Raw genomic sequence first — 19,513 nt, 5'->3', positions numbered from 1 at the left:
CGCTCGGCGAGCCCAGGCATTCCGCCGCTCAGGCCGTCGCCGCGATGACGCGCCCCAGCGCCGCGTGCAGGTCCTCCAGCTCACTGAGCTCCATCCCGAGCTTTTCGACGACTTTGTACGGGATCTTCTCCGCTTCGGCCCGCAGCGCGCGTCCCTTCGCGGTCAGCTCGACAGTCAGCTGACGCTCGTCTTCACGGCTCCGGGCACGCGTGACGTAGCCCAGCGCCTCCAGCCGCTTGAGCAGCGGGGACAGCGTCGCCGGCTCGTGCCTCAGCGACGCGCCGAGGTCCTTCACCGACCGCGGCGACCGCTCCCACAGCGCAAGCATCACCAGGTACTGCGGATGGGTGAGCCCGTGCGGCTCCAGCAGCGGCCGGTAGATCGCGATCACGCTGCGCGAAGCGACGGACAGGGCAAAACACACCTGACGGTCGAGCTTCAGCGGGTCCTCACCCAGGTCGATCATGCCCCGATCCTACCGTGTCACTCGTCGCACTAATGATTAGTGCACTAAGTATTAGTGTACTGTCGCTCTCATGGAACGACCTGGTGTGCTTCGCTGGTTCGGCTACGCGGTCGGCGTACGGCTGCCTGAGCGCTACTCGGAGTGGGTCCTGCACGACGCGACGTCGAAACACTGGCGCGCCCGCCACGTCCTGCGCAGCTCGGTCGGCATCGCGCCGCTGTGCCTGGTGTGGCTGCTGGTACCCGGCTCGCTCTGGCTGCGCCTGGGGCTGGTGGTCATGGCGTCCCTCGTCGCGTACTTCTACTCGTGCGCGTACATGGAGGAGAGCATCGAGCACCGGCTCGGCCGGCACGGCTTCCCGCACCACACCGGCCGCCGCGTCCGCGCCGAGGCCGCCGCGGTGGCCAACGCCGAGGTGAACGCCCGGTACATCGCGCGCTACCGGACGTCGCCGGAGGGTTAGCTACAGTCGGGGGACGATGAGACGCAAGCTCCGGCCGCCGATCCCGCCCCGCCACGGGCTCGAGCCCGCCCGGCTGAAGATGCCCGCCGAGGGCGAGTGGCCGACCCTGCTCGCGCACCTCGTCGAGCGGCTGCCGCGCGTCGCGCCCGAGCGCATCGAAGAGATGCTGCGCGAGGAGCGCATCCACGGCGCCGACGGCCCGCTCGGCGTCGACACGCCCTTCGAGCCGGACTCCTTCATCTGGTTCCACCGCGACCTGCCCGACGAGGTCCCGGTGCCGTTCGCCCTCGACGTCGTGCACCGCGACGAGCACCTGCTGGTCGTCGACAAGCCGCACTTCCTGGCGACGATCCCGCGCGGGCGGCACATCCTCGAGACGGCGCTCGTGCGGCTGCGGCGCGAGCTCGACCTCCCGCACCTGTCCCCCGCGCACCGGCTCGACCGGGTCACCGCCGGCGTCGTGATGTTCGTGATCACGCCGGAGCTGCGCGGCAAGTACCAGACGCTGTTCCGGGACCGGAAGGTGCACAAGGAGTACGAGGCGATCGCGCCGTACGACCCGGCGCTGGTGCTGCCCACGACCGTGCGCAGCCGGATCGTCAAGGAGCGCGGCGTGCTCGCGGCGCAGGAGGTGCCGGGCCCGCCGAACGCCGAGACGCACGTCGAGCTCGCGGAGCACCGCGACGGGCTGGGCCGCTACCGGCTGCGGCCCGCGACCGGCCGGACGCACCAGCTGCGGGTGCACCTCAGCGGCCTCGGCGTCCCGATCCTCGGCGACGACTTCTACCCGGAAGTGCGCGAGAAACCTCTCGACGACTTCACGAAACCCCTGCAGCTGCTGGCGAAGGTCCTCGCGTTCGACGACCCGCTGACCGGGCTCCCCCGCCGCTTCACCAGCGGGCTGCGCCTGTCCGCCTGGGACGACCTCGACGCCTGGACTGCCGGCCGGAGTTCGTGAACCCGGCCGTCCTCGGCCAGGCCGTCGGGCTCTTCGCCGTCACCAACATCGACGACGTCCTCGTGCTGGCGCTGTTCTTCGCCCAAGGAGCCGGGGCGACCCGAGCCATCGCGCTCGGCCAGTACCTCGGGTTCACGGCCATCCTCGCGGTCACGGTCGCCGCGGCGTTCGGGGCCACCTTCCTGCCCGAGAGCGCTGTCCCCTATCTCGGGCTGCTGCCCCTCGCGCTCGGGATCAAGGCCGCCGTCCAGGCGTGGCGCCGGCGCGGCGACTCCGGCGACGAGCGGACGGCCGGGCGCGGCGGCCCGAAGTTCTTCGAGGTCGCGGCCGTCACCTTCGCCAACGGAGGGGACAACATCGGCGTCTACGTGCCGGTTTTCGCCACCGCCGGCCTCGGTGGCATGGCCGTGTATGTGATCGTGTTCCTGGTTCTGCTCGCGGTGTGGATCGCGGCGGGCCGCTACTTCGCCACCCGGCCGGTGATCGCGGCGGCCCTGTCCCGCTGGGGACACGTCCTGCTCCCGATCGTCCTGGTCGGCATCGGCGTGCTCATCCTGGTCGAGGGCGGCGCTTTCGGGCTGTAGCCACCCTCGACCAGGGCGAGCTCCTACTTGTGCCAGAACTTCACGCCGCTCCACGTCACCGTGATCGGGCCGGCGCCGCTGGCCGTGCGGTAGCTGCCGAACTTGTCGTAGTAACTGCCGCTCGGGCTCGAGATCGTCTGCTTCAGCGAGCCGTTGATGTACACCTTGTGCGAGCTGCCGACCTGGTTGATCGTGTTCACCCGCACCGAGGTGCCGACCGTCGCGCCGCTGCCGAGCGTCGCTCCGCCTTCCACCGCGTACATCCGGCCGCCGTTCTCGACCGCCAGCAGGAAGTACGGTCCGGCGCCCGAGCCGTCCCGGAACGTCTGCTTGAGACTGATCCGGGAGCCGGACATGCTGGTGATCTTGAACGAGCCCTCGAACTGGTGGGTCCCGCCGGTGTAGGTGTTGTACCGGCGTTCCGCGCGCTGCTCGCCGCTCGCCGTGGAACACGTGAGCTTGAAGGTGAGCCCGGAGACCTGGCCGCACCCTTTCTGCTGCGTCGAGAACCCCGGCGAGTCCGAAACCCACGGGCCCGTCCCGACCTGGGCGCCCGCCGCCGGGGCGAGCACCACCAGTGCCGCCGCGACCGCCGTGAGCACGCCCGCTCCGCGAAGTCTGCGCACCGTCGACCTCCTGTGTCACTCGAGGCGGCGGTGCCCGGACACAGGTTCAGACCTTTGTCCGGCGTGCGCCTGACTGTACGAGTCCGCGCAGCCGCGGACAAGACCCACTTCCGGCGGCCGTACCCCGTCCGAAGTTTTCCGCGCGGCGTTGTCGAATCCGCGGGCCGCCGTTCGACACACTGGTGAAAGCACGCAAGATCACCCGAGGAGCACCGCATGCGCACCCTGATCTCCACCTCGTTCGTCTCGCTCGACGGCGTTGTCGAAGGCCCCGGCGGCGAGCCCGGCTACCGCAACTCCGGCTGGACCTTCAAGGACATCGAGTTCGACCCGGCCGCCTACGCGATGAAGGGCACCGAGCAGGAGGAGGCCACCGCGCTGCTGCTGGGCCGGGTCAGCTACCAGGCGTTCGCGCCGGTGTGGCCGGGCATGACGGTGGAGTTCGCGGGCTACAACGCGATGCCGAAGTACGTCGTGTCGACCACGCTGCAGGACTCCGACCTGGTGACGAACTGGGGCGAGACCACCATCCTCCGCTCATTGGACGACGTCGCGGCGCTCAAGGAGACCGAGGGCGGGCCGATCATCGTGAACGGCAGCGCGACCCTGAACCGCGCCCTCGCCGACGCCGGCCTGGTCGACCGGTACCACCTGCTGGTCTTCCCCGTCCTGCTCGGCGCGGGCAAGCGGCTGTTCAGCGAGACCGACAAGGACAAGCAGAACCTGAAGGTCGTCGACAGCGAGTCCTACGGCAACGGGATCCAGAAGCTCGTCTACGACGTCGTCCACTGAGTAGAACAGGTGTTCGATCTTGGTGTAGGGTGAGCCCATGAACCCGGGTCTCCAGTCCTCGCTGTTCGACGCTCAGGGCTCGATCTCGTTGCGCCCGCTCGCGCCCGAGCGGACCGACCTCGGCTCGGGCGCGTGGGTCGACATCCAGCCCGGCTGGCTCGAGGGCGCCGACGAGCTGTTCGCGGCGCTGGTCGAGGGTGTGCCGTGGCAGGCGGAGAAGCGCAAGATGTACGACCGCCTGGTCGCCGTGCCGCGGCTGCTCAGCTACTACCGCGAGAACGTGCCGCTCCCCCACCCCGCCTTGACGGCGGCGCGGGACGCGTTGAGCAAGCACTACCTGCGGGAGCTGCGCGAGCCGTTCCGCACGGCCGGGCTGTGCTACTACCGCGACGGCCGTGACAGCGTGGCCTGGCACGGCGACCGCATCGGCCGGGGCGCCCGCGAGGACACCATGATCGCGATCCTCTCCGTGGGCGCGGCGCGCACGCTCGCGCTGCGCCCCCGGGGCGGCGGCGGCAAGACCCTGGCCCGCCCCCTGGGCCACGGCGACCTGCTCGTGATGGGCGGCAGCTGCCAGCGCACGTGGGAGCACTCGATCCCGAAGACGGCCAAGCCGGTCGGGCCGCGGATCAGCGTTCAGTTCCGGCCGCGCGGGGTGAACTGAATCCGGATCTCGCGTGACTGCGGGCGGCTCTCGCGTGTTTGCAGGCGGATCTCGCGTGACCGAGTCGGACCTCGCGTGATTGCGGGCGGAACTCGCGTGGCCGAAGCCGGATGTTGCGTGATTGCCGGCGGATCTCGCGTGATTGAACTCGGATCTCCGTGACCGAATCCCGAACTCGCGTGACCGCAGGCGGAACTCACGTGACTGAAGCCGGAACTCGCGTGACTGCGGGCGGAACTCGCGTCGCAAAAGGACTGGCGCCGCCTCCGTACGATGGCGAAGTGCACACTCTCGCCGAACCTCCGCTCTTCGCCCGCCTGCGGCCCGCGCGGCGGGTGCTGATCGCCGGGGCGGGGGGCGGTTTCGACGTCTATGCCGGGCTGCCGCTCGCGAGCGCGTTGCGCGCGCAGGGCAAAGAGGTGCACCTGGCCAACCTCGCCTTCAGCGACCTGAACCGGCTCGACCTCGACGACTGGCTCTCCCCCGGCCTCGCGCGGGTGCGGCCCGGCAGCGCCGGTGACGACGCGTACTTCCCGGAACGCACGCTCGCCCGGTGGCTCGAAACCCAGGGCTGGGAGCCGGTCGTCCACGCCTTCCCGCGCGTCGGCGTCCGGCCGGTGCGCGAGGCCTACCGGGAGCTCGCGACCCACCTCGGGCTGGACGCCGTCGTGCTCGTCGACGGCGGCACCGACATCCTCCTGCGCGGGGACGAAGCCGGGCTCGGCACTCCCGAAGAGGACATGACCAGCCTCGCCGCGGTGGCGGCGCTCGACGGCGTCGACCGCCTGGTCGTCAGCCTCGGCTTCGGCATCGACGCCTTCCACGGCGTCTGCCACGCCCACGTGCTCGAGAACCTCGCCGCGCTCGATCGCGAAGGCGGGTACCTGGGCGCGCTGTCGATCCCGTCCGCATCCCCGGAAGCCCACGCCTACCTGGACGCGGTCGCCCACGCGCAGCGCACGACCCCGGACCGGCCGAGCATCGTGCAGGGCCAGATCGCCGCCGCGCTGCGCGGCGAGTTCGGGAACGTGCAGTTCACCAGCCGCACCGCGGGCAGTGAGCTGTTCGTGAACCCGCTGATGGGCGTCTACTTCACGGCGGATCTGGCGCTTCTGGCCGCCGGCGTCGGCTACCTCGGCGAGCTCGCGGAGACGACCACCGCCACCGAAGTCGCGCTTGTCATCGAGGCGCACCGTGACCGCGTCGAACGGCGGCCGCGGCGGGCCATCCCGCACTGAGGCTCAGTCGACGAGGACCGGCAGCTCGTCCAGACCGTACACAATGGACACCTTGCGGAACGCAAGCTCTTCCGCCGGCACGGCGAGCCGCATGTTCGGGAACCGGCGCACCAGCGCCGGGTACGCCGTGCGCAGCTCCATCCGGGCCAGCTCCGCGCCGATGCAGCGGTGGATGCCGTAGCTGAACGCGAGGTGTGACGTCGGTTCGCGCGCGGCGTCGAAACTCTCCATGTCCTTGCCCAGCTTGGGATCGCGGTCCGCGGCCGACAGCGACACCAGCACGATGTCCCCTTCGGAGATCTTCACCCCCGCGATCTCCATGTCCTCCTTGGCGAACCGCGGGAACGCCATCTGGACGACGGTCAGGTACCGCAGCAGCTCCTCGACGAACCGGTGCACGGACTGCTCGTCCCCGCGGACGGCGTCGAACGCCTTTTCGTCGCGCAGCAGCACCAGCGCGCCGAGGGCGAGCATGCTCGCGGTGGTCTCGAGGCCGCCAGTGAGCACACCGTCGGCGAGGCCGGCCAGCTCGCGGTCGGAGATCTCGTCGCCGTGCTCCTTGATCAGCATGCCGAGCAGGCCGTCACCGGGCTCTTCGCGTTGCTTCTTCACGATCTCGAGCAGGTACGCGAGCGACTCCGACATCGCGCCGAACGACGCGGTCGCGCCGCCGAAGAGGTCGAAGCGGGCGGTGCTCAGCCGCTGGAAGTCTTCGCGGTCTTCGTAGGACACACCGAGCAGTTCGCAGATGGTCAGCGACGGGATCGGCAGCGCGAAGGCCTGCCACAGGTCGACCGGGCCGTCGGCCTTGGCCATGGCGTCGAGCTGCTCGGCGACGATCTCGTCGATCCGCGGGGTCAGCCGACCGAGCCGGCGCATGGTGAACTCGGGTGTGAGCAGCTTCCGCAGCCGGGTGTGCACCGGCGGGTCCGCGAAGCCGAGGCCGCCCGGGTTCTGGTCCTCGGTCACCCCGGCGTTGCCCACCAGGTTGGTGAAGTCGCTGGAGAACCCGTTCGCCTTGCCGAGCACGGCTTTCGCTTCGTCGTAACCCGTGACCAACCAGGCGTTCATCCCGAACGGCAGGTCGAGCTTGCTGATCGGCGCCTCGGCCCGGGTCGTGCCCATCTCCGCGACCGGGTCCAGGCCGTCCCGCTTCAGCGGCAGCAGCGCCGAGTCGGGCAGGAGGGACGACATCTTTTCGAGGTCGAAGCCCTTTTTGGACTGCCGCGCGAGGTACCGGCGACCGACCCAGCCCAGGATCCGTGAGCGGAGACTCCCCATGCCTCCGACAGTACCGCACTAGCCCGATCGGGTGAGGCGACGCGAGACCGGGCTCACCCGCGCGGCGGCAGCTCCCGGTTCTCGGTGACCAGCCCGTGCTCGCTCGCGACGTAGTGGAAGTACGGCCGCCCGAGATCGTCCGCGCCGGTGTACAGCGTCTTCGACCGGCCGTCCGCCTCCGTGTTGACGCCGTTCGTGCGGGCCAGCACGCCGGACGCGCTCAGCCACTCCCGCGACGCGCGCGCCGGGCGCCAGCCGCGGCCGTCGCCGGTGAAGTCGGCCAGGATCTTCGTCATCTCGGCCGAGCCGGAGATGCGCAGGTTCTGGTCGTCGGTGACGTTCGCGGTCGCGTCCGTGGTGAGCGGGTAGGACCACGTGTGCCGGGCGGCGGAGCGCACCCGGCCGTCCACTGTGGACGTCGACGTCTGCTGGCCGGAGTCGGCCTGCACGACGTGCTGGGTGAAGCCGCCGCCGGTGACGTCGTCGCTGTTGCGGTAGTCGCGGGTGCGTTCGACCCGCGTGTAGACGCGTCCGGCGGAGGTGTCGACGTAGCCCGCCGTGACGTCGTCGCGCTTCGCCGTGACCGTCACGTTCACGCCGCCTTCGATGTCCTTCACGGCGGTCTTGCGCGCGGGCGCGGCGGCGACGTCGTGCTGGGTCAGCGCGCCGGACGTCCGAGCCGCGTGGTCGTCGGTGTAGAGCAGCAACGTCGGCACGACCGTCCACTCGCCGCCGATGTCCGGCACGGTGAACGACAGGTCGTGGGTCCCGCCGTCGACCAGGCGGCCGGCGAACGGCGTCACGTCGTAGGTCTCGGTGTGCAGGCTGAAGGTGTCGATCGCGACGATCGGGCGCCACAGCTGCGGCACGATGCCGCCGGAGTAGATGTGCGGGAAGGTGAACGCGCTCCCGGCGGACGTCCCGTCGATCGCGAAGTTCGCTTCGCGGTACGGCCCCTTGCCGCAGAGTCCCGCGGCCGGGTACTTGGCCGAGACGTCGTCGGGGACGTCGTCGAACCACTGCTCGTCACAGGCATGGCCTTCGAGCGTGACCTCGAGGTAGGCGCGGATGATGTTGCGCGGCAGGTCCTTCGCGGTGAAGTGCACGGTGGGCGCGGCGGGTGTCGCGTCGGCGTGGCCGAACCCGGCGACGTGGTCGGCGGTGTCGGGCGCCGGGTGCTTCCGGTCCGCCTGGTAGTAGGTGAGCGTCACGGTCTGGGCGTAGACGCCGGTGTAGATCGGCGAGTTGAAGTTCTCGATGCCGCCGTGGAAGGGCTGCGGTGTGCGCAGCAGCGCCGTGTACGGCGTGAGGTCCTTGTCGAAGTGGTAGGTGATCGGGCGGGTGCCCTCGCCGCTGGGCTCCTCGGTAGTCCCCCACCAGACCTCGGTGGCGCCGATCTTCAGGTCGCCGATCCGGTCGTACTGGCGGCCGCTCACGGTCACCGTCTGGTCCATGACGACCTTCGCCCACGGGCCCGGGCAGGCCTTCGGCGGGGTGAGGGTGCCTTCGTAGAACTGCGGGGTGCCGTCGGCGGTGTTGGAGCGGAAGGCGTCCGCGAGCGTGACGGTGCAGTGCGGGGTGGCCGGCCGGGTGACCGCGGGCGCCGGCGTCACGGGATTGTCGGTGCTGCCCTCCACAATGGGCGCGGCCGAGGCGACCGCCCCGGCGAGCACCCACGTCAGCACCACGGACAGGACGATCGTGAAGATCCGCACCCGGACTCCTCCCAGCGGCAGGCACACCGCTGCGCAGCCTAGTGCGGTAATCGTGCGACGAACGGCGGGAAAGCGTGAGAGGCTCAGCCCCGGAATCGGGAGGAACCGGACATGACAGCCGCGCTCATCGGGCGGGCCCACCCCGCCGCCGCGCTGCGGGCCGAGCTCGACCGGGCCGTCGGGAGCCACGGCGGCCTCGTCCTGGTGACCGGCGAGGCCGGGATCGGCAAAACGACGCTCGTCACCGGGCTGGCCGACGACGCGCGCCGGCGTGGCGCGCTCGTGCTCGCCGGCGCCTGCTGGGACTCCGACAGCGCGCCGGGGTACTGGCCGTGGGTCCAGGTCGTGCGCGCGCTGCGGCGTGAGCTGCCGGAGGAGGAATGGGCGCGAGCCGACACCGCGACGCTGTCGGCGCTGCTCGGCGAGTCGGCGGGCGCGCCGGCCGAGGACGGCTTCCGGCTGCACGACGCCGTCACGACCGCGCTGGCCGCCGCCGCGCACGACCGCCCGGTCGTCGTGGTGCTCGACGACCTGCACTGGGCCGACGCGGCGTCGCTGCGGCTACTGGAGTTCGCGGCGCGGCACACGTGGTTCGAGCGGCTGCTGCTCGTCGGCGCCTACCGCGACGTCGAGGTCGACGCGCCCGGGCACCCGTTGCGCGAGCTCGTCCTGCCGCTGGTGGCGAAGGCGACCACGGTGACGCTGACCGGGCTGGCGCCGGCCGAGGTGGCCGAGCTGATGAGCCGCACCGCGGGCGCCGAGCCGGACCCCGCGCTGGCCGCCGAGGTGCACCTGCGGACCGGCGGCAACCCGTTCTTCGTCGAGCAGACCGCGCGGCTGTGGCACAGCGGCAGCCCGGTGTCGGCCGTCGCGCCCGGGGTGCGGGACGCGTTGCAGCGGCGGCTTTCCCTGCTGCCGGCGCCGGTCACCCGGCTGCTGACCGACGCCGCGGTGCTCGGCCGGGAGTTCCACCGGCGGATCCTCGCCGCGCTGACCGCGACGCCGGCGCCGGAGATCGACCAGCTGCTGGCCCGCGCGGCCGCGGCGCGGCTGGTGACCACGCTCGGCGACGGCCGGTTCGCCTTCGCGCACGACCTGGTGCGGGAGTCGCGGTACGCCGAGCTGGAGCCGGCCGAGGTCCGGCGAAGACACGCCGCGGTGGTCCGCGCGCTCGACGCGTCACCCGAGCTGGTGCCGCTGGTGTTCGCGGCCGACCGCGCCCGCCACGCCTACCTCGCGGGCGAGGAGGTCGAGCCCGGCCGGGCGGCCGACCTGCTGGTGGCCGCGGCGCGTGACGCGAGCGCGCGGCTGGCGAGCGACGAGTCGATCGGCCACTACCGGCGGGCGCTGGAGCGGGCGGTCGCGCCGCGGCAGCGGGTCGTGATCGCGCTCGACCTCGGCACGATGCTCAGCCGCTGGGGTGAGGAAGAGCAAGCGTGGCAGTCGTTCGACGAGGCCGTCGAGCTGGTGCGCGAGCTCGACGACGACGCGCTGCTCGCCCGGGCCGCGCTCACGCTCTCGCGCACCGGCCCGAGCGGGCCACGGCTCGCGCTGACGTCGGAGCTGCTGCTGACGGCGCACGAGCGGCTCGCGGGGAAGCCTGCCGAGCCGCTGTCGCTCGACCGCGTCACGCTGGAGCTCACCGCGCGGGCCGCGGTGCTGGCGCGGGACGGGCACGACGACCAGGAGCTGTCGTTCACGCTGTGGGCGCGCCACGACCTGATCTGGGGGCCGGGCACCGCGCGGGAGCGGGAGCGGCTGACCGACGAGCTGGCCGTGCTGGCCCGGCGGACCGGCGATCGCGAGAACGAGTACTTCGCGTCGTCGCTGAAGTGGGTCGCGTTGCTGGAGCAGGGTGATCCGCGGTACCTCGAGCAGTACCGGGCGTTCCAGGCGCTGACCGCCGGGAGCGGCCTGCGCGGGGCCGAGTTCGCGGGCCTGCTCGACCGCAGCATCATCCGCGCGCTGCGTGGCCGGTTCGCCGAGGCGCACGCGGACCTGGCGCAGGTGGAGACGGCGTTCGGCCACGAGTTCGGGTACATGGTAGACCAGGTGCGCTGGAGCTTCCTGCTGTTGCAGGGCCGGTTCGACGACGTCGCGGCCCACGTGGCGCGCCTGGCGGCCGGCGACCACCCGCACCCGGAGCTGCTGGCGGCGCTGGCCGCGGCCCAGCGGGGCGACACGGCCGCGGCCCGTGAGGTGACGGGGCCGTTCTCGCGCGAGTTCGCGCCGATGTGGCTGCGGTGCCAGGCACAGGTGGCCGCGCTGACGGGCGACCGCGAGGCGTGCGAACGGCTCCTCGGCGAGCTGACGCCGTACTCCGGCGAGTGGCTGGTGGCGTTGTACGGCTGCGAGATCAGCGGCCCGGTCGACCTGTGGGCGGGTCTCCTGGAGGCGGCGCTCGGCCGCCGGGACGCGGCGGTCGAGCACCTGACGGCGGCGGCCGCGTCGGCGGACCGGATGCGCATGCGCCCCTGGGCGGCGGAGATCCGCAGCCGGCTCGCTTCGGTGCTGGCCACCCGCGGCGCCCCGGGCGATGCGGAACGGGCTTCGGCGCTGACGGCGGCGGTCCGGGCCGAGGCGGCGGAGCTGGAGATGCCGCACCTGGCGGCCGCGGTGCCGGCGCGGGTTCCCCTGCCGGACAACGAGTTCCGCCGGATCGACGAGGTGTGGACGCTGCGGTTCGCGGGTCGTGAGGTGCGGGTGCCGGATACGAAGGGCTTGCGGGACCTGCAGATTCTCTTGAGCCGTCCGGGTTCGGAGGTGCCGGCGGTCCGTTTGCTGTCCCCGGAAGGCGGCGAAGCGGCGGTGGCGTCCCGCAGCCTCGGCGGCGACCCGGTCCTGGACGAGGCGGCGAAGGCCGCGTACCGCCGCAGACTCGATGACCTGGACTCACAGATCGACCAGGCCACCGACCGCGGCGACGACACCCGAGCGGCAGCCCTGGACCGCGAGCGCGAGGCCCTGTTGCAGGAGCTACGCACGGCAGCAGGCCTCGGCGGCCGAACCCGCCGCCTGGGCGACGAGGCCGAGCGGGCCCGGAAGGCTGTGACGGCTCGGATCCGCGACACGTTGCGCAAGCTGACGGAGCTGCATCCGGAGCTGGCGGAGCATCTCAAGGCCGCGGTGACGACTGGGGCGTCGTGTAGGTATGCGCCGGAGCCGGAGACCCGCTGGCGGCTGTAACGGTTTGGTGCGGCGGGCGACCCGGTCGCCATGACCATGACCTGCTGCTGCAGGCCTCTGCTGCCGACGATCCGCACCCCGGCGGAGTGGTGGCGTGACGAAATCCGCAGACGAGACCTGCCGGGCGACCCATCGGCCAAGCCGACGCTGGCGCGCGCCGAAATGTGGGCACCGGCGAACGAACTGTTCCCGTTGCTTGTGGCGCGCCTTGGCCTCGGGCTTCGGCCTGCACCTGCGGCATAACGCCCGAAGGCGGAACTGCGTCGCCGCCGAGGTTGATGCCGCCAGAACAGTCCCGACCGAAGCGGCGGAAGCGTCGCGCGTGGATCCGGCGCGCGCCTTCGCACTCCTCCGCCCGGGACGGACCGCCCGTGCCTCATCCTCACCGGGTGGTCGCGCCCACGTTGCGCAAGCGGCTGGGAATCGCTGCACCGCTTCGGTCCTTGGGCGGCCATGACCTACGAGCGGCAAGACACTCTGCTCACCCGCCAAGCCACAACAGCTCGTCAACGAAACGGCATCACTTGCGGTTGTAGAGCCGCATGGTCAACGTGCCGAACACCGCGACCAGCAGCACCGACGCCCCCAGCGTGATCAGCACCGCCGGCACGTCCCACGCTCCCGCCATCATCGAGCGCACCCCCGTCACCAGGTGCGAGATCGGGTTCACCTCCACGAACACCCGCAGCCAGCCGGGCATCGTTGTCGGGCTCACGTAGATGTTGGACAGGAACGTCAGCGGGAAGATCACCATCATGCTGACCCCCATCACCGACTTCTCCGAGCGCAGCAGCAACCCGAACATCGTCCACACCCACGAGAACGCGAACGAGAACACCATCAGCAGCGCCACGCCCGCGGCCACGCCGAGGAACCCGCCGCCCGGGCGGAAGCCCAGGACCAGCCCGACCAGCATGATCACCACCGAGGCGATCAAGTACCGCAGCACGTCGCCCAGCAGGTAGCCGACCATGGCCGACGGGCGCCAGATCGGCAGAGTGCGGAAGCGGTCGAACACGCCCTTCTCGATGTCGGTGTTGACCGCTATCCCCGTGTACATCGTGATCATCACGACGCTGCTCGCGAGGATGCCGGGCAGGAAGAACTGCAGGTACTCCCCCGGCGAACCGGCCAGCGCGCCGCCGAAGAGGTAGGTGAACATCAGCGTCATCATGATCGGGAACGCCGTCACGTCGAACAGCTGCTCGGGCACGTGCTTGATCTTCAGCACCGCCCGCCAGCCGAACGTGAACGACGTCGAGAGCGGGCCCGGGCGGGGTGGGCGGTGGGTCGCGACGAGCACCGCGGCCAGGTCCTCGGCCTTCGGCGCGGCGAGTTCGGTCTCCTTGACTGCGGTGGCGCTCACGCTGCTTCCTCTCCGCTCGCGGTGTGGTCGGTCAGGGCCAGGAACACCTCGTCGAGGCTGGGCTGGCCGAGTGAGAACGTGTCGACGGTGATCCCGGCGGCGGCCAGCTCGGCCAGCGCGCGGGCGGACTGCTCGGCGGCGGCCGCCTCGCCGGCCGCCGCGGTGAGGCGGGCGGTCAGCGCGACCGGGTCGGGTTCGTGCTGGATCGCCGCGTCGACCACCCGGCCCAGCACGTCCGAAGCGGCCTCGCGCTGGGCCGCGTCCCGCAGCCGCAGGTGGATCGCGCCCGCGCCGACCGACGCCTTCAGCTCGCCCTTGGTGCCTTCGGCGATCACGCGGCCGTGGTCGATCACCGCGATCCGGGACGCCAGCTGGTCGGCCTCGTCGAGGTACTGCGTGGTGAGCAGGACGGTGGTGCCCTGCGCGACGATCGCGCGGACGATGTCCCAGACCTGGTTGCGGCTGCGGGGATCCAGCCCGGTCGTGGGCTCGTCGAGGAACAGCAGGTCCGGGGTGTGCAGGATGCTCGCGGCGATGTCGATGCGCCGCCGCATCCCGCCCGAGTACTGCTTCACCTGCTTCGCCGCGGCTTCGGTGAGGCCGAACGCGGCGAGCAGCTGCGCCGCCCGGTCGCGCGCCGCGGCCCGGGGGTGGCCGAGCAGGCGGCCCAGCAGCACCAGGTTTTCGCTGCCGGTCAGGTCTTCGTCCACCGACGCGTACTGCCCGGTGAGGCTGACCCGGCTGCGGACGGCGTCGGCGTCGCGGACGACGTCGTGGCCGAAGACCGTGGCTTCACCGCCGTCCGGGCGGAGCAGGGTGGCGAGCATCCGGACGGTCGTGGTCTTGCCGGCGCCGTTGGGCCCGAGGACGCCGTAGACGGTGCCGGCGGGCACCACGAGGTCGACACCGTCGACCGCCCGGGTGTCGCCGAAAACCTTGACCAGTCCGGAGGTTTCGATCGCGGGTGCGTTCATCTGCGGTCCTTTCACGCGCAGTAGGGGCGGGTCCGGCGGGCGTCGCGCAGCGCGAGCCCCCACCAGGTGAGCTCGTCGAGCAGCGCGGTCACGCACTCGTCGTCGAACGCCGGGGCGAGCAGGTCGAGGGCGACCGCGTCGCGCATCGTCACCGTGTGCAGCTCCAGGAAGACCTCCCGCAGCTGCTCGACGGCGTGGCGGCCGCGGGCGCGGTAGCCGTAGGAGACAAAACCGACCGGCTTCGCGTGCCATTCGTCGTAGGCGAAGTCGATCGCCTGCTTGAGCGGCCCGGGGAAGCTGCGGTTGTACTCGGGGGTGACGACGACGTACGCCTCCGCCCGGGCGATGCGCTCCCGGAACCGGCTCAGCGCCGGGGTCGGCGCCGCCGGGTAGCCCGCCGGGAGGCCGGCGTCGGCGAGGTCGAGGGGGTCGAGCGCGAGCCCCGGCCGGGCGGCGGCCGCGGCCGTGAACCACCGGCCGACGCGCCCGCCGGCCCGGCCTTCGCGGGTGCTGCCGACGAGCACCGTCACCCGCAGCGCGTCGTCCATGCCGTCCTCCCCTCGTCTCATGGGGAAGGCGCGAGACGCGCCGCCAGATCGAATCTGGCTGAAACGTTTCACCGCGCGTGATAGGCTCACGCCTTCTCTGCGAGGGGGTGCTTTGGTCGGCATCAAGGACGTCGCCAAGCGGGCCGGCGTCTCGATCGGCACGGTGTCCAATGTGGTCAACCGGCCGCACGTGGTCGCCGCGGCCACCCGCAACCGCGTGCTCTCGGTCATCGAGGAGCTCGGCTACGTCCGCGACGAGTCCGCCCGCCAGCTGCGCGCGGGCCGCAGCCGGATCATGGGCCTGCTCGTGCTCGACCTCGGCAACCCGTTCTTCGTCGACGTCGCGCGCGGCGCCGAGCAGGCCGCACACGCCGAGGGCCTCAACGTCATCACGGCGAACAGCAGCCAGCGCTCCGACCTCGAGGCGTCCTACCTCGCGATGTTCGCCGAGCAGCGGGTCCGCGGGGTGCTGCTGAGCCCGGTCGCGACCACCGGCGAGGCCCTGCACGCGTTCCGCCGCAGCGGCACGCCGTACGTCCTGGTCGACCGCAAGGCGCCGGCGTCGGAGGCCAGCTCGGTGTCGGTCGACGACGTCGCGGGCGGCTCGCTGGCGGCCCGGCACCTGCTGGAGACCGGCCACCACCGGATCGCGTTTGTCAACGGGCCCGCGATCCTCGCGCAGTGCCGCGACCGCGAACAGGGCGTCCGCAGCGCGCTTTCCGGCTCGACGGCCGAGCTGACGGTGCTGGAGGCGATCGGCCTCGACGTCTCCTCGGGGCGCGACGCGGGCGCCCGCCTGCTGGGCACGAGCCCCCGGCCGACGGCGGTGTTCTGCGCGAACGACCTGCTGGCGCTCGGCGTGCTGCAGGCGATGGTCGGCGCCGGTGTCCGGGTCCCGGACGAGATGGCGATCGTCGGGTACGACGACATCGAGTTCGCGGGCGCGGCGGCGGTTCCCCTGACCTCGGTCCGCCAGCCGGCGAAGCGCCTCGGCCGCACGGCGGCGGAGCTGCTGCTGGCCGAGACGGCGGACACGAAGGCCGAGCACCAGGCCGTGGTGTTCACCCCCGAGCTGGTCGTCCGCGAGTCGACCCGGGTGCGCCGCTAGTCCTTTGTGGACGTTCTTTGTACGTCGTGTGTACGGCGCGCGTCCAGACTCGTCGCCGGCAACCCGGCCGAGCGACAAGGACTTGGTGATGACCGCACACGACCTCCCCTCGATCCGCCGACGCACCTTCGTGCTCGGCCTGACCGGCGCGGTCCTCGGCGCCGCCGTCGCCGGCGCCCTCCCGGGACGGGCCGCGGCCGCGGGGTCCTTCACCGAGACGACCCTGTGGGACGCCGAAGTGGGCCCGCTCGCCTGTTACCACGTGCACGGCCTGGCCGTGCTGCCCGACGACACGATCCTGGTGGCCACCGAAGGGCGCAAGAGCGCGACGTCGGACTCCGGGTGGCGCTCGCTGCTGCTGCGGCGCAGTGTCGACCGTGGGGCCACCTGGCAGACGTCGCGGACCCTCGTCGAGTCGGTGGGTGACGACGGCTGGGCCAACCCCACCTTCGTCGTCGACCGCCGGACCGGCAAGGTGTTCCTGTTCTACGGGTTCTCCCCCGCGAACAGCCCGCTCTACTACCTTTCCAGCACCGACGGCGGCGCGACCTGGTCGGCGCCGCGCACGCTGCCCGGGCTCTTCGACGGCTCCGCCTACGCCTGGACCTCGCACGGGCCCGGCCCGGGCCACGGCATCCAGCTGGCCGACGGGCGGCTGCTGCTCAACGTCATCCACCGCCGCGGCGGCAGCCCGATCCTGCGCGGGGTCTCGGTGATCTACAGCGACGACCACGGCGACACCTGGCACGCGGGCGGCGAGATCCCGGTGTCGCCCGACTTCCAGATCAACGAGGCGCGCCTGGTGCAGCGCCGCGACGGCACGGTCCTCGTCAACGGCCGGGACGCGGCAGGCGGCAGCCGCCACCGGATCGTCGCGGTGAGCGGCGACCGGGGGCTCACCTGGTCGAACCCGAAGCTGGACGGCGCGACCGGCAAGTTCAACGCCTGCGACGCCGGGCTGGTCCGCTACACCGGCGGGCCGGGCAGCGGTGAGGTCGACCGGCTGCTGTTCAGCCGGCCGGACGCCCCGGTGCGCCGGAACATGACCGTGTCGGTGAGCTACGACGAAGGCCATTCGTTCCGCTACAGCCGCGTCATCACCACGGCGCGGTCCTACTACTCCGACATCGCCCGGCTGTCCGACGGGACGATAGTGCTCGTCTACGGCCGCGACGGCGACGTCGCGAGCTACCCCCGCCGGGTCGTGGTCGCGCGGTTCGACCTGGACTGGCTCACCTCGGGCCGGGACAGCCTGGCGGCCGGGCCCGGCTACACCGAAAGCCGGACCGCGCTCGACGCCGCGGCCACGGTGTCGGCGGGCACCCTCACGACCGTCAGCGACGCGGTCGCCCGCAGCGGGAAGCGGTCGGTCTGGATCCCGAAGGCGGTGGGCGACTTCGCCGAGTACGCCGTCGACGTGCCGCGCGCCGGGTCGTATGACCTCCTGCTGCGCCACTACCGGCCGGCCGACGGCGGCCTGGTCGAGGTGACGGTGAACGGGACCCGGCCCCGGCAGGCCTTCCTCGACCTGACCCGCGAGCGGGAGGACGGCTACGACGTCGCCCACCTCGGCACGCTCACCCTGCCGGCCGGGCGCAGCGTCGTCCGGTTCCGGCTCGCCGGAGCGGGCCGGGGCGGCGGCACGACCCTCTCGTTCGACGAGCTGAACCTCGTCACCGCGCGCGGCGCGGCCGACGTGCGCAACGAGGTCCTGGTCGACACCGACGACCTCGGCTACACCGAGTGGGCCGGCACCTGGAACGCGGCGACCGGCGTCGCGGGCTACTGGGGCAGCGGGTACAAGACCCACGCCGCGGGCGCGGGCGACAACGTCGTGCGGTTCCGGCTCGTCGTCCCCGACGACGGCCTCTACCAGATCCAGGCCAGCTACACCGCGGACCCGAACCGGGCGTCGAACGCGCCCTACTACGTCAAGCACGCCACGGGCACCAGCCTGGTCCGCGTCGACCAGCGTGTCACCGGCGCCGCCGACGTCCGCAGCGGGCAGTGGGTCTCGCTGGGCACGTTCCGGCTGACCGGCGGGCTCGCGGCGGGGACCACGGTGTCGCAGAGCGACGACGCCGACGGCTTTGTCATCGCGGACGCCATCCGGCTGATCCGCCAATGACCGGCTAAATCGGTTGGCGGCCTGTGAGATCCTGCCGATCATGGGGATGCGGGCGTGACGAGCAGATGGGTGCGGCTGCAGGCCGTCGCGGTGTCCGGTTCCTCCGCCGAAGGCCTGATGCTGGCCGCGATCCCGCTGCTCGCGGTGTCGGTCACCACCGACCCGCGGGAGATCTCGCTGGTCAACGTCGCCGGGCAGGCGCCGTGGCTGCTGCTGTCGCTGTTCGCCGGGGTGCTCATCGACCGCGTGCGGCGGACGGCGGTGCTCGCCTGGGCCTACGCCGTGCAGGTCGGGGCGGCGCTGGTGCTGGGCGCCGTCGCCTCGGCCGGGGTGCTCAGCCTGCCCGTGCTGCTGGTCGTCGCGTTCGTGGTCACCTCGGCGCAGGTGCTCGGGGACGGCGCCAGCGGCGCGCTCGTGCCCGAGCTCGTCGAGCCGGACCGTCTCGCCCACGCCAACGCGCGCCTCACGGTGATCGACCGGGGTGTCGTGCAGTTCGTCGTGCCGCCGCTGACCGGCTTCCTGGTCGCCGTCACCGCGGGGGCTCCCGCGTGGCTCGCGGCGGCCTGCGCGCTGCTCGCCCTGCTCCTGACGCGGCGCATCCCGTCGGCGTCCGTGGTGGCCGCGCGCACCCACCCGCTGAAGGACCTCTCGGCCGGGCTCAGGCACCTGGTCCGGACGCCGCTGCTGCGGTCGATCACGATGAACGTCGCGCTGGGGTCGTTCGCCGCCAGCGCCGGGAACTCGATGTTCGTGCTGTACGCGACGCAGATCCTGCACGTCGGCTCGGTGGGTTACGGGCTGCTGCTGGCCTGCCTGGCGGTCGGCTGGGTGGCGTCGTCGTTCGTGGTGCAGAAGATCGTCGACCGGCTCGGGTACTCGTGGTCGATGCGGTGGGCGCAGAGCCTCGGGGTGGTGGCGCCGCTGCTGCTGGCCGTGCTGCCGCCGTGGCCGCCGCTGATCGGGGTGGTGCTGGTGTTCCTGACCTCGACGGTGCTGGTCTGGAACGTCTGCTCCCAGTCGAGCCGCCAGCGCTTCACGCCGACGCCGTTGCTGGGCCGGGTGCTGACCAGCCACCGCGCGCTGGCCTGGGGCCTGACCCCGCTGGGCGCGTTGACCGGCGGCCTGGTCGCGGCGCACTGGAGCCTGCGCGGCGTCTGGCTGGTGGTGGCGGCGATCCAGGCGGTGAGCGCGGTCCTGGTGTGGATCCAGCTGTCGCCGGAAGCGTTCCGCCGCACGGAACTAGCGACAGCCGAGACCGCGAGCTGACACACGGGGGCCCTCCCCTGTCTCGGAAAGGCCCCTTTGATGCCGGGCGGGGGGGGGGGGGGGGGGGGAGGGGGGGGGGGGGGGGAGGGGGAGGCCCCCCCCACAACGGCAAAGTACCCGACCGGGACAAGTCTCGGTGCGAAGAGGGGA

Annotated in this window: 17 protein-coding genes; 10 read left to right on the top strand and 7 right to left on the bottom strand. The window is 72.1% G+C overall.

Annotated features, from left to right (window positions below; all coding sequences use genetic code 11):
- Window positions 1–28: 28 nt before the first annotated feature.
- Window positions 29–466 carry a MarR family winged helix-turn-helix transcriptional regulator gene (locus ACZ63J_RS03020; protein WP_465312210.1) on the bottom strand — a complete coding sequence of 146 codons (438 nt, stop codon included), beginning with the start codon at window positions 464–466 and terminating at the stop codon, window positions 29–31.
- Between the two features lie 70 nt (window positions 467–536).
- On the opposite strand from ACZ63J_RS03020, the gene ACZ63J_RS03015 reads away from it, so the two are divergent.
- Genes ACZ63J_RS03015 through ACZ63J_RS03005 form a run of 3 tightly spaced genes read left to right on the top strand, consistent with a single transcriptional unit; the run spans window position 537 to window position 2,471 of the window.
- On the top strand, window positions 537–929 hold the full coding sequence (locus tag ACZ63J_RS03015; protein ID WP_465408714.1) for a DUF5313 domain-containing protein: 393 nt from the start codon (window positions 537–539) through the stop codon (window positions 927–929).
- Between the two features lie 16 nt (window positions 930–945).
- Window positions 946–1,887, top strand: a complete 942-nt coding sequence (locus ACZ63J_RS03010; RefSeq protein ID WP_465408715.1) for an RluA family pseudouridine synthase — start codon at window positions 946–948, stop codon at window positions 1,885–1,887.
- On the top strand, window positions 1,884–2,471 hold the full coding sequence (locus ACZ63J_RS03005; RefSeq protein WP_465408717.1) for a cadmium resistance transporter: 588 nt from the start codon (window positions 1,884–1,886) through the stop codon (window positions 2,469–2,471). Before ACZ63J_RS03010 ends, ACZ63J_RS03005 begins: the two co-directional genes overlap by 4 nt.
- Before the next feature lie 23 nt (window positions 2,472–2,494).
- Here ACZ63J_RS03005 and ACZ63J_RS03000 read toward each other — a convergent pair whose 3' ends face one another.
- On the bottom strand, window positions 2,495–3,073 hold the full coding sequence (locus ACZ63J_RS03000; RefSeq protein ID WP_465339469.1) for a hypothetical protein: 579 nt from the start codon (window positions 3,071–3,073) through the stop codon (window positions 2,495–2,497).
- Between the two features lie 240 nt (window positions 3,074–3,313).
- On the opposite strand from ACZ63J_RS03000, the gene ACZ63J_RS02995 reads away from it, so the two are divergent.
- The 3 genes from ACZ63J_RS02995 to ACZ63J_RS02985 all read left to right on the top strand — a co-directional run bounded on the left by ACZ63J_RS02995 (window position 3,314) and on the right by ACZ63J_RS02985 (window position 5,791).
- Window positions 3,314–3,889: a dihydrofolate reductase family protein gene (locus ACZ63J_RS02995; protein WP_465408719.1), complete on the top strand. Its 576-nt coding sequence runs from the start codon at window positions 3,314–3,316 to the stop codon at window positions 3,887–3,889.
- A gap of 37 nt (window positions 3,890–3,926) precedes the next feature.
- On the top strand, window positions 3,927–4,553 hold the full coding sequence (locus tag ACZ63J_RS02990) for an alpha-ketoglutarate-dependent dioxygenase AlkB (protein WP_395922712.1): 627 nt from the start codon (window positions 3,927–3,929) through the stop codon (window positions 4,551–4,553).
- Between the two features lie 281 nt (window positions 4,554–4,834).
- Window positions 4,835–5,791 carry a DUF1152 domain-containing protein gene (locus tag ACZ63J_RS02985; RefSeq protein ID WP_465408721.1) on the top strand — a complete coding sequence of 319 codons (957 nt, stop codon included), beginning with the start codon at window positions 4,835–4,837 and terminating at the stop codon, window positions 5,789–5,791.
- Between the two features lie 3 nt (window positions 5,792–5,794).
- On the opposite strand, the gene ACZ63J_RS02980 is transcribed toward ACZ63J_RS02985, so the two are convergent.
- On the bottom strand, window positions 5,795–7,072 hold the full coding sequence (locus ACZ63J_RS02980) for a cytochrome P450 (protein ID WP_465408723.1): 1,278 nt from the start codon (window positions 7,070–7,072) through the stop codon (window positions 5,795–5,797).
- A gap of 53 nt (window positions 7,073–7,125) precedes the next feature.
- On the bottom strand, window positions 7,126–8,787 hold the full coding sequence (locus tag ACZ63J_RS02975) for a peptide-N4-asparagine amidase (RefSeq protein WP_465408725.1): 1,662 nt from the start codon (window positions 8,785–8,787) through the stop codon (window positions 7,126–7,128).
- Window positions 8,788–8,898: 111 nt separating this feature from the next.
- On the opposite strand from ACZ63J_RS02975, the gene ACZ63J_RS02970 reads away from it, so the two are divergent.
- On the top strand, window positions 8,899–11,973 hold the full coding sequence (locus tag ACZ63J_RS02970; protein ID WP_465408727.1) for an ATP-binding protein: 3,075 nt from the start codon (window positions 8,899–8,901) through the stop codon (window positions 11,971–11,973).
- Window positions 11,974–12,493: 520 nt separating this feature from the next.
- On the opposite strand, the gene ACZ63J_RS02965 is transcribed toward ACZ63J_RS02970, so the two are convergent.
- The 3 genes from ACZ63J_RS02965 to ACZ63J_RS02955 are packed head-to-tail and all read right to left on the bottom strand — an operon-like array spanning window position 12,494 to window position 14,861.
- Entirely contained in the window at window positions 12,494–13,339 is an 846-nt protein-coding gene (locus tag ACZ63J_RS02965) for an ABC transporter permease (protein WP_465408729.1), read from the bottom strand.
- Window positions 13,336–14,313, bottom strand: coding sequence for an ATP-binding cassette domain-containing protein (locus ACZ63J_RS02960; RefSeq protein ID WP_465408731.1), 978 nt, complete (start codon window positions 14,311–14,313; stop codon window positions 13,336–13,338). The genes ACZ63J_RS02965 and ACZ63J_RS02960 overlap by 4 nt, the downstream gene beginning before the upstream one ends.
- Window positions 14,314–14,324: 11 nt before the next feature.
- Window positions 14,325–14,861: an NADPH-dependent FMN reductase gene (locus ACZ63J_RS02955; protein WP_465312223.1), complete on the bottom strand. Its 537-nt coding sequence runs from the start codon at window positions 14,859–14,861 to the stop codon at window positions 14,325–14,327.
- 112 nt (window positions 14,862–14,973) lie between these two features.
- On the opposite strand from ACZ63J_RS02955, the gene ACZ63J_RS02950 reads away from it, so the two are divergent.
- The 3 genes from ACZ63J_RS02950 (at window position 14,974) to ACZ63J_RS02940 (ending at window position 19,363) form a co-directional block, all read left to right on the top strand.
- Entirely contained in the window at window positions 14,974–15,969 is a 996-nt protein-coding gene (locus ACZ63J_RS02950; RefSeq protein ID WP_465408733.1) for a LacI family DNA-binding transcriptional regulator, read from the top strand.
- An 88-nt stretch (window positions 15,970–16,057) separates the two neighbouring features.
- Window positions 16,058–18,097 (top strand): golvesin C-terminal-like domain-containing protein, encoded by a 2,040-nt coding sequence (locus tag ACZ63J_RS02945; RefSeq protein ID WP_465408735.1) that lies wholly within the window; start codon window positions 16,058–16,060, stop codon window positions 18,095–18,097.
- Between the two features lie 54 nt (window positions 18,098–18,151).
- Window positions 18,152–19,363: an MFS transporter gene (locus ACZ63J_RS02940; RefSeq protein WP_465408736.1), complete on the top strand. Its 1,212-nt coding sequence runs from the start codon at window positions 18,152–18,154 to the stop codon at window positions 19,361–19,363.
- The last annotated feature ends 150 nt before the right edge of the window (window positions 19,364–19,513 follow it).

This window comes from Amycolatopsis sp. NPDC104863 (genome assembly GCF_055582965.1).
This window is presented reverse-complemented; position numbering and strand designations above follow the sequence as displayed.

Bases quoted from the DNA above. Each gene is read 5' to 3' on its own strand.
- ACZ63J_RS03020 (WP_465312210.1), bottom strand. From the start codon at position 466: ATGATCGACCTGGGTGAGGACCCGCTGAAGCTCGACCGTCAGGTGTGT.
- ACZ63J_RS03015 (WP_465408714.1), top strand. From the start codon at position 537: ATGGAACGACCTGGTGTGCTTCGCTGGTTCGGCTACGCGGTCGGCGTA.
- ACZ63J_RS03010 (WP_465408715.1), top strand. From the start codon at position 946: ATGAGACGCAAGCTCCGGCCGCCGATCCCGCCCCGCCACGGGCTCGAG.
- ACZ63J_RS02995 (WP_465408719.1), top strand. From the start codon at position 3,314: ATGCGCACCCTGATCTCCACCTCGTTCGTCTCGCTCGACGGCGTTGTC.
- ACZ63J_RS02990 (WP_395922712.1), top strand. From the start codon at position 3,927: ATGAACCCGGGTCTCCAGTCCTCGCTGTTCGACGCTCAGGGCTCGATC.
- ACZ63J_RS02980 (WP_465408723.1), bottom strand. From the start codon at position 7,072: ATGGGGAGTCTCCGCTCACGGATCCTGGGCTGGGTCGGTCGCCGGTAC.
- ACZ63J_RS02970 (WP_465408727.1), top strand. From the start codon at position 8,899: ATGACAGCCGCGCTCATCGGGCGGGCCCACCCCGCCGCCGCGCTGCGG.
- ACZ63J_RS02960 (WP_465408731.1), bottom strand. From the start codon at position 14,313: ATGAACGCACCCGCGATCGAAACCTCCGGACTGGTCAAGGTTTTCGGC.
- ACZ63J_RS02955 (WP_465312223.1), bottom strand. From the start codon at position 14,861: ATGGACGACGCGCTGCGGGTGACGGTGCTCGTCGGCAGCACCCGCGAA.
- ACZ63J_RS02945 (WP_465408735.1), top strand. From the start codon at position 16,058: ATGACCGCACACGACCTCCCCTCGATCCGCCGACGCACCTTCGTGCTC.